11 protein-coding genes are annotated in these 15,009 nt (G+C 67.1%); 5 read left to right on the top strand and 6 right to left on the bottom strand.

Annotated features, from left to right (window positions below; genetic code table 11):
- Nucleotides 1-88: 88 nt before the first annotated feature.
- The 5 genes from ACQY9P_RS09520 to ACQY9P_RS09500 form a co-directional block, all read right to left on the bottom strand.
- Complete coding sequence (locus ACQY9P_RS09520; RefSeq protein ID WP_421739499.1) at nucleotides 89-1,108, bottom strand: NAD(P)/FAD-dependent oxidoreductase; 1,020 nt, start codon at nucleotides 1,106-1,108, stop codon at nucleotides 89-91.
- Nucleotides 1,102-1,836 carry an SDR family NAD(P)-dependent oxidoreductase gene (locus ACQY9P_RS09515; protein WP_421739500.1) on the bottom strand — a complete coding sequence of 245 codons (735 nt, stop codon included), beginning with the start codon at nucleotides 1,834-1,836 and terminating at the stop codon, nucleotides 1,102-1,104. The genes ACQY9P_RS09520 and ACQY9P_RS09515 overlap by 7 nt, the downstream gene beginning before the upstream one ends.
- Nucleotides 1,829-2,284 (bottom strand): DUF3429 domain-containing protein, encoded by a 456-nt coding sequence (locus tag ACQY9P_RS09510; RefSeq protein ID WP_421739501.1) that lies wholly within the window; start codon nucleotides 2,282-2,284, stop codon nucleotides 1,829-1,831. The genes ACQY9P_RS09515 and ACQY9P_RS09510 overlap by 8 nt, the downstream gene beginning before the upstream one ends.
- Nucleotides 2,285-2,315: 31 nt before the next feature.
- On the bottom strand, nucleotides 2,316-2,942 hold the full coding sequence (gene folE / locus ACQY9P_RS09505) for a GTP cyclohydrolase I FolE (RefSeq protein ID WP_421739502.1): 627 nt from the start codon (nucleotides 2,940-2,942) through the stop codon (nucleotides 2,316-2,318).
- A 70-nt stretch (nucleotides 2,943-3,012) separates the two neighbouring features.
- A complete protein-coding gene (locus tag ACQY9P_RS09500) occupies nucleotides 3,013-3,687 on the bottom strand; it encodes a TetR/AcrR family transcriptional regulator (protein ID WP_421739503.1) in 675 nt (224 codons plus the stop codon).
- A gap of 256 nt (nucleotides 3,688-3,943) precedes the next feature.
- Between ACQY9P_RS09500 and ACQY9P_RS09495 the strand changes: the two genes are divergently transcribed.
- The 5 genes from ACQY9P_RS09495 to ACQY9P_RS09475 all read left to right on the top strand — a co-directional run bounded on the left by ACQY9P_RS09495 (nucleotide 3,944) and on the right by ACQY9P_RS09475 (nucleotide 13,536).
- Complete coding sequence (locus tag ACQY9P_RS09495) at nucleotides 3,944-5,953, top strand: TonB-dependent receptor (protein ID WP_421739504.1); 2,010 nt, start codon at nucleotides 3,944-3,946, stop codon at nucleotides 5,951-5,953.
- A gap of 103 nt (nucleotides 5,954-6,056) precedes the next feature.
- Nucleotides 6,057-8,471, top strand: coding sequence for a M1 family metallopeptidase (locus tag ACQY9P_RS09490; RefSeq protein WP_421740123.1), 2,415 nt, complete (start codon nucleotides 6,057-6,059; stop codon nucleotides 8,469-8,471).
- Nucleotides 8,468-8,977: a DUF6702 family protein gene (locus ACQY9P_RS09485; protein WP_421739505.1), complete on the top strand. Its 510-nt coding sequence runs from the start codon at nucleotides 8,468-8,470 to the stop codon at nucleotides 8,975-8,977. The genes ACQY9P_RS09490 and ACQY9P_RS09485 overlap by 4 nt, the downstream gene beginning before the upstream one ends.
- A 110-nt stretch (nucleotides 8,978-9,087) precedes the next feature.
- Nucleotides 9,088-10,032, top strand: coding sequence for an ROK family protein (locus tag ACQY9P_RS09480; protein ID WP_421739506.1), 945 nt, complete (start codon nucleotides 9,088-9,090; stop codon nucleotides 10,030-10,032).
- Between the two features lie 54 nt (nucleotides 10,033-10,086).
- Complete coding sequence (locus tag ACQY9P_RS09475; RefSeq protein ID WP_421739507.1) at nucleotides 10,087-13,536, top strand: glycosyl hydrolase 2 galactose-binding domain-containing protein; 3,450 nt, start codon at nucleotides 10,087-10,089, stop codon at nucleotides 13,534-13,536.
- Here the strand turns inward: ACQY9P_RS09475 and ACQY9P_RS09470 are convergent.
- Nucleotides 13,533-14,753, bottom strand: coding sequence for an ROK family transcriptional regulator (locus tag ACQY9P_RS09470; protein WP_421739508.1), 1,221 nt, complete (start codon nucleotides 14,751-14,753; stop codon nucleotides 13,533-13,535). The two genes, ACQY9P_RS09475 and ACQY9P_RS09470, sit on opposite strands and share 4 nt — an antisense overlap.
- Nucleotides 14,754-15,009 lie beyond the last annotated feature (256 nt).

Below are 15,009 nucleotides of genomic sequence, written 5' to 3'. Positions count from 1 at the left end.
CCGCCCTCCCAAGGTTCCTCCAGCCAAGCTAGCTGAGAGTCACTCTTAGCACCCTCGGTCCGCCCGCCCCCCCACGATCGCCATGCTCTTAGGAGGCAGCATGAACCTCAACGACCTGCTCCAACGCCGAACTGACCAGACCGCTGACACGGTCCGCCACGCGGACGCCTGAACGCCACGCCGCTTCGACACCATGCCCCACGACCCAGTCGCCGCACAGGCCAAGACCCACGGTCGCGCGCCAGATCGGCCCCGATGTGGCCCGGGCCGGCCGCGCGTAGCGCCAGCGATGCGCCTGCAGGGCCAGCACCGCAGGCAGAGACCTGTCGAGGCGCTGTTCCAGCGCCTCCAGCAGGCTTGCGGCGACGTCGGTCGAGCTGGCCTCGAGGTTTCGCCCGGACCATTGGCTTGTCGCCTGCAAGGTCCACGCCTCGGGTCCCGAGCGGCCAGGCTTGCTGTTCTCACGGATCGCCGCGGCCAGGATCTCACAACCGCCAAGGCTTGAAGCCTTGATCGGGAGTCGGTCGTCGAACGCCACCATGGCCGACCACACGGCCTCCGACCGCGCCATGGCGGCGTAGACGGCCAGGTCGAAGGAGTGAGGAGCCAGGAGTGGCATGGCCTGTTCGGGCGGGATAGCCAGGATGACGGCGTCGAAGGGACCTTCGGACCCGGCCCCGCGCCCCGAAACATCAAGCCTCCAGCCCGTCGCCTCGCGCGCGAGGCCGGTGACCTGGGCGGACCATTCGATGTCGAATCCCTCGGCGAGGGCCTTGATCGGCGCGTTCATCGACGGCAGACCCACGATGGCCTCCGCGCCGCCTTCCGGCCAAGGCGCCGCGTGGCCCGCCAGGATCCATCCATCGACGCAGTCGCGGAAGGCGGGGTCTTCCGCCGTGAAGGCGGTGGCTCCGTGGTCGAAGGAGGCCTCGCCCAAGGGTGTCTGGATCCGACGGGTCGACATCCGGCCGCCCGGGCCGCGGCCCTTGTCCAACAGTCTCACCGAAAGGCCTGCCTGGGTCAGGCGCTGGGCGCAGGCCAGGCCGGCCAGGCCTGCGCCGATGATCGCGACACGGCGGGGGCCGGCGCGCGATGGCGCGATCACCATTCTATTCTGCTCCCGTCCCAGGCGAAGAACCCGCCATTATCATCAGCCCCAAGACGATCCATCAGCTCTACCAGGGCCTGCGCCGAGCGAGCGGGGATGAAGGAGGTGTCGTCGGCCCCGCCTTTGCGGAAGGGCGCGCTCAGGTCAGTCAGGACGGTGCCCGGATGAAGCGCGACGCAAACGCCCAGCGGCCGCGTGCGTCGATGCTCAATGGCCAGGGTGGCGATCAACATGTTCAGCGCCGCCTTGGAGGCGCGATAACCGTACCATCCGCCCAGGCGGTTGTCGGAGATGCTGCCCACGCGCGCCGAGAGCGCCGCGAAGACGCTGGGCCGATCCTTCGGCGTAAGAGGCAGCAGGTGCTTGGCGATCAAGGCCGGGGCCACGGCGTTGACGGCGAAGAGCCGGGTCAGGGTCGCGGCGTCGAGTGACCGCATGGTCTTTTCGGGTGCGACGCCCTCTCCATGCAGCAACCCCGTCGCGACCACTACGCGGTCGAGCGATCCGAGAGCGCGCAGGACCTGGGCCGCAGCCAAAAGGTCGTCCTCATTCTGGATGTCGGTCTCGATGAAAGGCCATTCGGGGCTATTCGGCCAGTCAGCGGGGCGTCGCCGGGCGAGGCCCACGACAAGATCATATCGCCCCTGAGCGCCGAGCGTCCTGGCCAGGGCGCCGCCCAGTCCGCCGGCGACGCCGACGACAACCGCGATCGACGCCGGCTCAGCCATGCAGCACCACCGCACCCGTCAGCAGCCCCGCCGTCGCCGCGAGGGTCAGTGGCCACCGCAGCCGGGGGTACCAGAGCGGCGTCTCGCGGGCGCGGGAATCCCACGCGGCGTGGCCTAGCAGCGCCAGGGCCAGAAGGACGAACCTCAAGGCCGGGGTGTTGAACGGAACCAGCACCAGGACCCAGGCCAGGATCGGCGGAACCATCGAAAGGCAAAGCGTTAGGGAGGACGGACGGTCCTGAACGATGGTCATACCCATGCGCGCGCCAGCCAGAAAAGACAGGATCACGGCGGCGTAAACCGACAGAGCGTCGACGGCGACGGCCTGCCATCGCGGCCACGCCAGCCCCGCCAGAACAGGCAACCAAAAGGGCGCCGCGCCGAGCGCGCCCAAGGCGCTCAGAAGGGTTGGCGCGCCCGGGCGAGCCTCGAGGGTCGGGCTGTTCACGCGATGCCCCTGATGTCCGGCGCCAGGGCCACTAGGCGCGCGCCTGACGGACCTGGCTCAGGAACTCTTCACGGATCTGGGGATCGTCGCGCATCTGGCCCAGCAGGCGGCTGGTGGTCAGCATGGAGCCGGGCGTATCCACACCCCGTAACGTCATGCAGCTGTGCTCGGCCTCGATCACCACGCCCACCCCACGAGGGTCCAGGCTGTCCTGGATCGCGTTGGCGATGTCGGTTGTCAGCTTCTCCTGGATCTGCAGCCGGCGCGAAAAGCCCGACACCACGCGGGCCAGTTTGGATATCCCCACCACACGGTTTCCGGGAAGGTAGCCGACATGGGCCCGGCCGACGACCGGCAGCATATGGTGCTCGCAGCAGCTGACCACTCGGATGTTCGACAGCACGATCAGGTCGTCATAGCCGCCAGTCTCCTGGAAGGTGCGCGTCAGGTGCGTGCACGGATCCTCGTTATAGCCGCTGAACAGTTCGGCGTAGGAGCGTGCCACGCGCGCGGGCGTGTCGAGCAAGCCTTCACGGTTCGGATCATCGCCGGCCCAGGCGATCAGCAGCCGAACGGCATCCTCGGCCTGGGCCTGTGTCGGGCGGGCGGGGGGCGCGCTGGCCAGAGGGGCGAGGGCTGACGTCAGGACTGAAGGCATCGAAATCTCCACGCGACACGTATGCATCCCGCAGAGTTTTATATATCAACTGAGATATAGAAAAGCGCGATTATGCCGCAAGGCTTGCCGACTGCCCCGAATGGTCCCGTCCGGCTGGCGTGGCGTAGGCTCGCACGAAGGCGGCCACCACGTCTTCGACCAGCCTGGGCATCTCAAGCGGACTGGTGACATGTCCGCGCAACTGCTGCTGATGGAGGCAGGCCATCAATAGCGGCGAGACCAGGACCATGGCGGCGGCTCGCAGATCGGTAGCGATCATCTCTCCACGCTGGACGTGCTCCTCGAGCCGGACCCGCAAAGCCTCGATCGTGGGATCAAGGATGTGCGTCAGGGTCGCTGAGCCCAGGCTGGGGTCCAGGAACCCTTCCGCCAGGCTGATGGCGAATACGTCGCCAAGTCGCACGGTCTTGGGCGCTGTCAGGGCCAGGACAAGATCGGCGGCGTAGTCGGCGATGGATTGGGCGAAAGGCTTGTCGCTGCTGCGTTGGGCATCAAGGCCAGGACGCCCCCGGCGCAGGCATTCGGCGAGAACAGCGTCGATCGTCTGCGACCGGTCGCCGAAATAGTGACGGAGCGTCGGCACCGACACGCCCGCCGCGCCAGCCAGTTCGCGCAGGCTGGGACGCGCGCCGTCGCGGCGGACCATATGCAGAGTCATCCTGGCCAGCAGGTCTCGCCGCTTGGCCTCATGATCCCCGTCGCGGGAGCCCTTGGGTCTGGACAAGATCTTGATCCCTGGAACGAAGACGCAGGACCCAAGCTGGCGCTCGGGACGACATTCTATATCGCATGCGATAGATAAAATGGCCAACCTGCGATTGACGGCCCAGCGCTCTCCGCCGCGAGTATCTCCAGGGGCCCAATGGCGAACTGGCTGGCCTCTGGTTCGCGGGCACGGTCTCAAGTAGTTCACGCCGTAACCCGAAATAGCGGCAAGTCGGACCCAGACCTTGTGGAATTCCGGAAACTCAAAGAGGTCGATGACGCCCTTTCCCCATCGAGCGCTCTGGCTTGCTGCGGCCGCCGTGCTGGCGCTGGCCGACCCGGCGGCCGCCCAGGAGGTCGAGGCTGTCTCCGTCTGGGGCAAGCGGGCCAACGAACTGGGCCGGGCGATGTCGGCCAGCGAAGGCCACGTGTCCTACAGCGACTTCGCCATACGGCCTCTGCTGCGCCCCGGTGAACTGATCGAGGCGGTGCCGGGCCTTGCGGCGACCCAGCATTCCGGCGCGGGCAAGGCCAACCAGTATTTTCTGCGCGGCTTCAATCTGGACCATGGCACGGATCTGGCCGCCTCCCTGGACGGCGTCCCGCTGAACCTGCCGTCTCACGGTCACGGCCAGGGCTATCTGGACCTCAACCTGCTGACGCCGGAGTTCGTGCACGACATCGGCTTTCGCAAAGGGCCCTACGCCGCAGAAAATGGCGACTTCGCCACAGCCGGCGCGGTGGCCTTCGAAACGGCTGACCATCTGCACGGCGACGGCCTGCAGGCGTGGCTCGGCCAGAATCAGGCCTATCGCCTGGTCGGCTCCAAGGGCCTGAGCGACAACGCCATCGTCGCGGCCGACCTCTCGACCTCTCGTGGAGCCTGGACCACGCCGGAGGACCTACGGAAGATCAACATCCTGAGCCGTCTGCTGATCAGCGGCTGGTCGATCACGGCCTTGGCCTATGACGCCCGCTGGAACGCCACCGACCAGATCCCCCGCCGCGCGGTCGAGTCCGGAACCCTGGGCCGGCCCGACGCCGTGGACACCACCGACGGCGGCCAGACCTCGCGCTACATGCTCTCGGCGCGGCGACGCGATCTGCTGCACGGTCTCGACACCGTCGTCTATGTCCAGCGCTACCGGCTCGATCTGTGGTCGAACTTCACTTATTTCCTCGACGATCCGGCCAATGGCGACCAGTTCCAGCAGGTCGACCAGCGCTGGGTCTATGGCGGATCATTGACCAAGCGCTGGGCCGGCGAGCCCGGCGGCTGGACGTTTCGCACAGGCCTGTCGGCGCGCCTGGACGACATCGGCAAGGTGGGTCTCTATCGCACAACCGCCCGCGTCCGCCGCGCGACGGTGCGCCAGGACCGCCTGACGGAGTGGTCCGCTGCGCTCTGGGGCGAGGCCGCCCGGCGGATCGGGCCCATCGACGCCACGCTGGGTCTGCGCGCCGACGCGTTCGGCGCCGATGTGTCGGCGGGTGATCGGCGCAATTCGGGCGAGGTGACCGATGCCCTGCTCAGTCCCAAGCTGGCGCTCGCCTGGCGCATCTCAAAAACCTTCGAGCTCTATGGCGACGCGGGACGCGGCTTCCATTCCAACGACGCGCGCGGCGCGGTGATCACCGTCGATCCGGTCAGCGGCGCGCCCGCAGAGCGCGCGCCGCTGTTGTCGCCCGCCGAAGGTGCGGAACTGGGCGCCCGGTGGAGGGGTCACGGCCTGAACCTGACCGCATCCGTCTGGGCGCTGAATGTGGATTCCGAGCTGATCTATGTCGGCGACGCCGGCTTCACCGAAGCGGCAGGTGCGACCCGGCGGGTGGGCTTGGAGACCCTGATCGACTGGCGCGTCACCCCACGCCTGAACCTGACGGCCTCCTATGCGGCCACCCGGGCCCGGTTCGCGGGAGCCCCTCCCGAAGGCGATCGCATTCCCAACGCCGTCGGCGCGGTGCTGACGGCCGGGGTCAGTTGGAAGCCGGGCGCGGCCTCGACCCTGTCGCTGACCTACCGTCGCCTGGGCGCCGCCCCCCTGGCGCAGGACAATTCGGTTCGCTCGCGCCCTACCGCCATGATCAACGGCCTCTTCGTCCAGGATCTGGACCGCGTCAGCGTGATGGTCGAGGCGCTCAATCTCACCGACAGCGGGGGGGACGACATCGCCTATGTCTACGCCTCGCGCCTGCCGGGCGAGCCCGTCTCGGGCGTCGAGGACATTCACTTCCACCCCGTCGAGCCGCGCTCGATCCGCGTCGGCCTCAAGGTCAACTTCTGAGCGCCTCATCGAAAATGGGGTGATTTTCGCCATGCCTCTGGCCAAGGTAGCCGCCTGGGGTAATGTCCGCGTCCTGGTTTGGGGGTTTTTCGTTTTGCTGAAGATGTCAGTTCGTTACGCCGTATCCGGTGCAATCGCCGCCGTTCTGGCCGTCTCCGTCGCTCACGCCGATGCGATCAAGCAGACCAAGGCCCCTTTCGAGGACAAGTTCCGCCAGCTCGAGGGCGAGGACTGGCCCTCGCCGACCGACTATCGCAACGCCTCGGGCGCGCCGGGCTATCGCTACTGGCAGCAGAAGGTCGACTACGACATCTCCACCCGCCTGGACGAGCCGACCAAGACCGTCACCGGCAAGGCCGCGATCACCTATCGCAACAACTCGCCCGACGACCTGCCCTACCTGTGGCTGATGCTTGACCAGAACGACTTCAAGCGCAGCTCGATCAGTCACATGACCGAGACGGTGTCGGGCGACGGCGTCACCCTGAACCAGGTGCGCCGCGCCAAGCGCTTCCAGGAGTGGGAAGGCGGCATGACCATCAAGTCGGTCAAGGACGCCCAGGGCCGTTCGCTGAAGTTCACCGTCGTCGACACCATGCTGCGCGTCGACCTGCCCCAGTCGGTCAAGGCCAATGGCGGCGAGACCAAGCTGACCATCGAATGGTCGTTCCCGATGATCGAGACCAAGCTGGTCGGCGGTCGCAGCGGCTATGAATGCTTCACCGCCAAGGGCGACGACGGCAACTGCATCTTCGAGGTCGCCCAGTGGTTCCCGCGCCTGGCCGTCTATTCCGACTATGAGGGCTGGCACAACAAGACCTTCCTCAGCGGCGGCGAATTCACCCTGGAATTCGGCGACTACACCGTCGCCCTGACCGTGCCCTCCGACCACGTGGTCTCGGCCACGGGCGAGCTTCAGAACGCCGCGCAGGTGCTGAGCGCAGCGCAGCGCGAGCGCCTGGCCAAGGCCCGCACGGCCAGCGAGCCGGTCTATGTGGTCACCCCCGCAGAAGCGGTCGCCGCCGAGCAGGGCAAGCCCACCGGCGACAAGACCTGGGTCTTCAAGGCCAAGAACGTCCGCGACTTTGGCTGGGCCACCTCGCGCAAGTTCGTCTGGGACGCCATGGGCGTGAAGCAGGCCGACCCGAAGGCCGAGCATCCCCTGGTCATGGCGATGTCGTTCTTCCCCAAGGAAGCTCGCCCGCTGTGGGACGCCTATTCCACCAAGGCCATAGCCCAGACGCTGAAGGTCTATTCGGGCTTCACCTTCGCCTACCCCTACCCCATCGCCCAGTCGGTGAACGGGCCACAGGGCGGCATGGAATATCCGATGATCAGCTTCAACGGCCCCCGGCCGGTGAAGGACAAGAAGACGGGTGCCCTGACCTATACCGAGCGCGCCAAGACCGGCCTGATCGGCGTGGTCATCCACGAGGTCGGGCACAACTACTTCCCGATGATCGTCAATTCCGACGAGCGTCAGTGGACCTGGATGGACGAGGGCCTCAACAGCTTCCTGGAGTTCCAGGCCGAGAAGCAGTGGGACGCCAAGTTCCCGTCGCGGCGCGGCGAGCCCAAGGACATCGTCGAGTACATGGTCAGCCAGGACCAGGTGCCGCTGATGACCCAGTCGGACTCGGTGCTGCAGTTCGGCCCCAACGGCTATTCAAAGCCCGCCACCGCCCTGGTCATCCTGCGCGAGACCATCATGGGTCGCGAACTGTTCGACCGCGCCTTCAAGGAATATTCCAACCGCTGGCGCTTCAAGCACCCCACGCCTTACGACTTTTTCCGCACCATGGAGGAGTCGTCAGGGGTTGATCTCGACTGGTTCTGGCGCGGCTGGTTCTACTCGACCGACCACGTCGACATCGCCCTGGACAAGGTGGTGCAGGGTCGTCTGGAGAGCGCTGATCCGGACGCCGAGGCGGCCGCCCGCAAGGCCCTGCGCGACAAGGAGCCGGGCTCGCTGACCGCCAGCCGCAACACCGGCAAGACCGTGACGGAACTGGATCCCAAGACCCGCGACTTCTACGATCAGACCGACGAATTTACGGTCACCGAAGGGGCGAAGAAGCGCGCCAAGACGGCGCGCGAGGACCTGACGCCGGAAGAAGCCGCCGCCCAGGACGTGAAGGACAACTTCTACCGTTTCACCTTCCGCAACATCGGCGGCCTGGTGATGCCGGTGATCCTGAAGCTGGACTACACCGACGGCACGACCGAGACGATCCGCATCCCGGCCGAGATCTGGCGCAAGAACTCCAAGACCGTCACCTGGCAGTACGTCTCGACCAAGCAGGTGAAGGGCGCCGAGCTGGATCCCCTTTGGGAAACCGCCGACGCCGACCGCTCAAACAATGTCTTCGACGGCGCGATCACGCCCACGACCCTGAAGATCACCAAGCCGCCCGAACCGGGCAGCAACCGGATGAAGGACGCCAACCTGAAAGTCGACCCTGACAGCCTCAACACTCAGCCCGCTGTGGAAGAGAAGAAGGGCGACGGGCCCAAGTGATCGCGCGCGTCGCGGCCCTGATGCTGGCGGCGGGGGCCCTGCTCTCGCCGTTTCCGGCGGCCGCCCATCGCGGCCACGGCGCGCTGAGCGTCGTGGAGATCGACGCCCGTACAGGCGACATAACGGTCAGCCACCGGCTCCAGACCCACGACGCCGAGCCCGCGCTGGCCGTGATCGCGCCCAACGCCCAGGCCAGCCTGGACGACCCGGACGCGGTCAAGGCGATGACCACCTATGTCGGCCGCCGGTTCACCCTGGCCGTCGAGGGCGTGGCCGTCGACCTGACGCTGAAGGATGTCACCCTCGGCGCCGACGAGGTCCGCTTGGTCTATGGCGGCCACATCGCTGCGAAGGACGCCGGCGGTCCCGTCGCCGTGCAGGCCATGATGTTCGCCGACGTCTATGGTGACCAGGCCAATCAGGTGAACGTCCGCCGCTTTGGCGTGACCCGCACCCTGGTGTTCCAGGGCGAGGATTCGGAGCCGCAGGCCCTCACCTACCCCTAGAGCGCGCTGCCGCGCGCTGAGGCCCTGACCGCCCGCAATAATAAAACAAATTGTTTTTATAATTCCTCTGTGATCTGTCTTCGCCAAATCCAGGCGCCGGGGACAAGACGTTGGACAGGGAGCAGACAGGGTTTGTTCGGATCGGGGTCGATCTGGGCGGCACCAAGATCGAGGTCGCGGCCCTGGGCCCCGACGGCGGCTATCTATCGCGATTGCGCGCGCCGACACCCAGCTCCTATGCCGGCGCTATCGACACAATCCGTGAACTGATCATTGACACTGAGGCGGCCATTGGCGCGCGCGGCACTGTCGGCGTAGGCGCGCCCGGGTCGATCTCTCCGGCCACAGGCATGGTGCGCAACGCCAACACCGTCTGGCTGAACGGCCGCACGCCCCGCGAAGATCTCGAGGCGGCCCTGTCGCGTCCCGTCCGGCTGGCCAATGACGCCAACTGCATGGCGCTATCAGAAGCCACTGACGGCGCGGCCAGCGGCGCCAGGACGGCCTTCGCCGTGATCCTGGGCACCGGCTGCGGCGGCGGGGTCGTGGTGGACGGCCGGCTGGTCGAAGGCGCCAATGGCGTCGGCGGCGAATGGGGTCACGTGCCCCTGCCCTGGCCGACGGCGGACGAGGCGCCGGGCCCCGCCTGCTGGTGCGGTCGCAGGGGCTGCCTCGAGACCTGGGTCTCCGGCTCGGGCCTGCGTCGCGACTTCGAGGCCAGGACCGGCCGCCCCCTGAAAGGCGAGGAAATCGTCGCGGCGGCGGAAGCTGGCGACGCCCAGGCCGTCGAGGCTCTGGATCGACTTTTCGACCGACTGGGCCGCGGCCTGGCGATGATCTGCGACATCCTGGACCCGGACGTCTTCGTCTTCGCCGGCGGTCTGTCGAAGGTCGAGGCGCTATACGATCGCCTGCCCGGCTACATTGCGCCGCACGTCTTTTCCGATCGCTGGACGGCCCGGCTGGCCCCGGCCCGCTGGGGCGACGCCTCCGGCGTGCGAGGCGCGGCCATGCTGTGGAATCCCACCGAGGCGCCAATACCGCATCACATCTGAACAAGAGCAGCCGGGCGGTCACGTAATCGCCGGCGCGAAGAGGAGGAAACGATCATGGGTTCAGGCATTGGCTTGCTCCGCTCGACGGCGCTGATCGCGGTCGCCGCCGCCCTGTTCGCGCCCGCCACCGGGTCGACGCGACAATCGGCGGGACCGTTCAACGCCACGTTCCCGGCCGGTGGCGACGAGATCGCCCGCGACCTGCCGGGCCTCGCGCCCGGCGCGATCCTGCCTGCCAACGCGCCCTGGACGCTGCGGGCCTGGGTGAAGCTGTCGGAGGCGCCTTCGGGCTCGACCTTGATCGCCGGGGTCGGCGACCCGTCCGGCAAGGGCCGCTATCTGATCTTGAGCCCCCAAGGTCTGGGTGTCCGCAGCGACGGCGCTGAGGTCGTGACCAAGATCGTCTGGACACCCGGCCAGTGGCGGCAGGTCGCGGCGGTGTCCGACGGCGCGGCGGTTCGGTTGTTCGTGGACGGCCAGGTTGTTGGCGGCGCTCCCCTGGCCAGCGGCCCGGTCCCGGCGAGGCTGCGTCTGGCCCCGCGCAAGGTGGCGGGTTTCGCGCCGTTCGCCGGAACCCTGGCCGGCTTTGGCTATGACGGCGCCGCAGCGACGCCTGAAGCGATCGCTGCCCTCGCCAAGGCTCCGCCCAACGACGCCCTGACCGTGTTCGACACCGGCAGCCCGACCTGGCCGGTGCAGGTGCGCCAGATGTATGGCCAGACCGCGCCGCAGGATCCCTGGACCCTGCCCAGAAGCAAGGCGCCGACGCCTGACCGGCCCGTCGCCATTCCCGCCTATTCCGGCCCGGCGCTGAAGCCTGACGGCGCGGGACTGTGGACGCTGAAGCGCTGGTCGCTGATCGACGCGCCCAGCGTCGGTGCGGACGGGGCAAGGATCTCGAGACCCGACTTCAACGCCAGCGCCTGGAAAGCCGCCACCGTACCCGGAACGGTGCTGACCACATTGGTTGACCGCGGCGTCTATGCCGATCCCGACCATGGGCTGAACAATACCCTGATCCCGGAAAGCCTGAGCCGGCAGGACTACTGGTACCGCTCGGCCTTCGACGCGCCGGCGGATCTGGCCGGCAAACGCCTGCTGCTCACGTTCAAGGGCATCAACTACGCTGCCGAGATCTGGCTGAACGGCCAAAGGCTGGGCGCGATGAAGGGCGCCTTCATTCGCGGTCAGTTCGACGTCAGCAAGGCGCTGGTGGCCGGCGCAAATGTGCTGGCGGTGAAGGTCTCACCACCGCCGCATCCAGGCATCGCCCACGAGGAATCCCTGACCGCCGGCGTGGGGGAGAACGGCGGCATGATGGCCCTGGACGGCCCGACCTTCGTCGCCGCCGAAGGGTGGGACTGGATCCCCAGCGTCCGAGACCGCAATACCGGCATCTGGCAGGACGTCACCCTGCGAGCCACCGGCGACGCGCGTCTGGGCGACGCCCAGGTGATCACCACCCTGCCCAGGGCGGACAACAGCCAGGCCGATGTCGAAATCACGGTTCCCGTCGAAAACCTCAGCGACAGGCCCGTGCGGATCACCGTCACTGCAGCGTTTGACGACGTCCGCGTCGAAAAGGCCATCACGGCCCCGCCCGGCCTGTCGGAAGCAAGGTTCACGCCCGCCGAATTCCCGGCGCTGTCAGTAAAGAATCCAAAGCTGTGGTGGCCCAATGGGTATGGCGCGCCGGCCCTGCACGCCCTGACCCTGTTCGCCAAGGCCGACGGTCAGACCTCGGATGAAAAGGCCCTGCGGTTTGGCATGCGCCAGATCACCTACGACCTCAGCCTGATGAACCCCGCCGGCCATCTGCGCCGGGTCGAGGTGGATTTCTCCAAGGCTCGCCAGCTGGGGCACGACATCACCGACGGCAGCCACGAAGGCATCCACAAGGTTCCGGACGGCTGGGCCACTTCGCTCACCGCTCAGGGCGACACCTCGCCGGCCGTGCGCGACGTACCGGACACCGGCCTGACGCCGTATCTGGTGATCAAGGTCAACGGGCGACGCATCGCCGCGCGCGGTGGCAACTGGGGGATGGATGACTGGCGCAAGCGCGTCGAGCGCGAGCGGCTGGAGCCCTATTTCCGACTGCACAAGGAGGCCCACCTCAACATCATCCGCAATTGGGTGGGCCAGAACACCGAAGAGGTCTTCTACGATCTGGCCGACGAGTACGGCCTGCTGATCCTCAATGATTTCTGGGCCTCGACCCAGGACTACCAACTCGAGCCGCAGGACGTTCCGCTGTTCCTGGCCAACGCCGCCGACGTGATCAAGCGGTTCCGCAACCACCCCTCGATCGCCCTGTGGTTCGGCCGCAACGAGGGCGTGCCACAGCCGATCCTCAATGAAGGCCTGGAGGCTCTGGTCCACGATCTGGACGGCACGCGCTGGTACACCGGCAGCTCAAACCGGGTGAACCTGCAGAACAGCGGGCCCTATAACTACCGCGAACCTTCCAGCTATTTCAGCGAGCACGCCAAGGGCTTTTCGGTCGAGGTCGGCACGCCGTCGTTCCCGACGCTGGAAGCCTTCAAGGCCGCCGTGCCCGAAGCCGATCGCTGGCCGATCAGCGACAGCTGGGCCTATCACGACTGGCATCCGACCGGGAACGGCGCGGTGAAATCGTTCCAGGATGCCATGGCCGCCAAGCTGGGCCCTCCCACCGACCTCGAAGACTTCGAGCGCAAGGCCCAGTTGATGAACTATGAGACCCATCGGGCGATGTTCGAAGGGATGAACGCCGAGCTGTGGACCAAGTCTTCGGGCCGTCTGCTGTGGATGACCCAGCCCGCCTGGCCCAGCACGATGTGGCAAATCTATAGCCACGACTACGACACCCACGGCGCGTTCTACGGGGTCAAGAAGGCGGCCGAGACGGTTCACGTCCAGATGGGCTTGGCCGATCACCGCCTGGCGCTGGTCAACAACGGCGGCGTCGATCTGGGTGACGCCAAGGTTCGGGCCAGGGTCTTCGCCTTGAATGGCCGTCTTCTGTCGGAACGCGCATTCAGCTTCAGCGCCAAGGCTGACAGCGTCAGCGTCGGGGACGCTCTTGACCTGACCTCAGTCCTCGTCGCCGAGGGCGCGGTCATCGTCCGGCTGGATCTATCTGGGGCCAAGGGTGAGCCGCTGGACAACAACACCTACTGGATCGCGGGCGACGCGGCCGGCTCTCGCAAGCTCTCGGCCATGACGCCCCAGGCCGTGGCGCTGAAGACCACCCGCCGCGTCGACGGCGGCGAGGTGGTGCTGACCGCGGACCTCGCCAACAACGGCGCGGCGCCGGCCCTGAACCTGAAGCTGACCCTGACGGACGCAGAGGGCCGGGCTGTCTTGCCCGCTTATTACAGCGACAACTACCTGTCGCTGACACCCGGTGAGCGCCGCGCGGTGGAGGTTCGCTATCCGCTGACCGCCGCCTCCGGAAAACTGGATCTGGCCGTGCGGGGCTGGAACGTCACGCCGACGAAGGCGGCGATCACCGGTCGCTAAACAGAGGCCGTCTTGCGCAATGTCGCCCGCGACGGCAAGAGCTGGTCGATGATCGGCAGGATGGCCGCGCCAATGGCGGGGCCATCCGCCGAGGTCGCCGCGCGGCGGGCCCGGGCAATGGCCGGCATGCCCGTCAGGGCCGCGAGGCGAGTGTTCAGCGCCGTGGCCAGCTCATCGACGATCCGTGCTGGCAGACGCCCTCCCAGATACACGGCCTCTGGATTGATCAGGCAGCTGATATTGACCACCGGATCGACCAGCGCCTCCGCCGCCCGCTGGACCCACTCGCCGATCAGAGCCTGGCCCTCGGCCGGTAGTTCAAGCAGTCCGGTAGGATCGACCACGGAGAAGCCGCCGGCCTCGACAACGGCGTAGAGGGCCGAAAGCGACACGACAGACTGCAGTGAGGCGCCGTTCGACCCCGTCCGCATCGGCAGGAAGCCCAGCTCGCCGCTGCGGCCGTCGGCGCCCCGGAAATATTCGCCCTCGATGATCAGTCCGCCCCCCAGGCCTGCGGCGATCAGCACATAGAAGAAGCTGGGCTTGCGCAGCCCGTGGCCGTACTGCAGCTCGCCCAGGGCGGCGGCGGCCGCGTCGTTTTCGACGAAGACTGGGGGGCCGCCGGCGCGGGCGAACAGGCTGGCGGGGTCGACATTGTTCCAGGCGTCGAAACTGTCGGGCCTATGCGGCAGGACGACCTTGCCCAAGTCGTCGGGCAGGGCCACGCCGATGCCCAGCAGCCGATCCGGCGCGGGCACGGCGGCGAACAGACGCCGCCCCGCCTCGCCCGCCCAGAACCGCGCCACATCATCAGGCAGCGGAAAGGCGATCTCCAGGCTCTCGCGCGCACGCACCTGCCCGGAGAAATCCACCAGGGCGGCGGTAATGTGGTCGCGGTCGATATGGACCCCGATCGCGAAGCCGCCTTCGGGATTGGCGATCAGGGTCATGGCGGGCTGGCCTCGACCGCCGTGAAGGCGTCCGGCTTCAAGCACCAGGCCCATGTCCATCAGCCGCTTGGTGATATTGGCGATGGCCGGCGGCGTCAGGCCCGTGATCTCGGCCAGTTCGACACGGGTGATCGGCCCCCTGGCCCGGATCGCCTGAAGCGTGACCCGCTGATTGTGGTCGCCGGCTCGCTCCAGGTTGGTGCCCGAAAAACTGGCTCCGACGCTGCGGCGCCGCGTGTTTGCCGCGGGAGCGGACTGATCGACCAAGAGGATGCCTCGTCAAAAACTGTCGGCTCACCGTAGCGCTCCAGCCACTGGTCTGACAGGCCCGACGCGCACGTCAGGCCAATTAAAACAACTTGCAAGAAGAATTGAAACGTTGTTATCTGACTGTCGCTGACAGCGCTGTCGATTTCAATTGACAGCGCTGCCTTTGGATCCTTCGGGGCTCAAGGTCACCGGCCCAACGAGAGCCGGGATCAGTACGGGGAGGATGCGTCAGGCATCCCAAAAGCTAGCGCGG

It is taken from the genome of Caulobacter sp., from assembly GCF_965279145.1.
GTDB lineage: Bacteria > Pseudomonadota > Alphaproteobacteria > Caulobacterales > Caulobacteraceae > Caulobacter.
The sequence above is the reverse complement of the archived record's forward strand: the minus strand, read 5'-3'. Positions and strand labels throughout refer to the sequence as shown.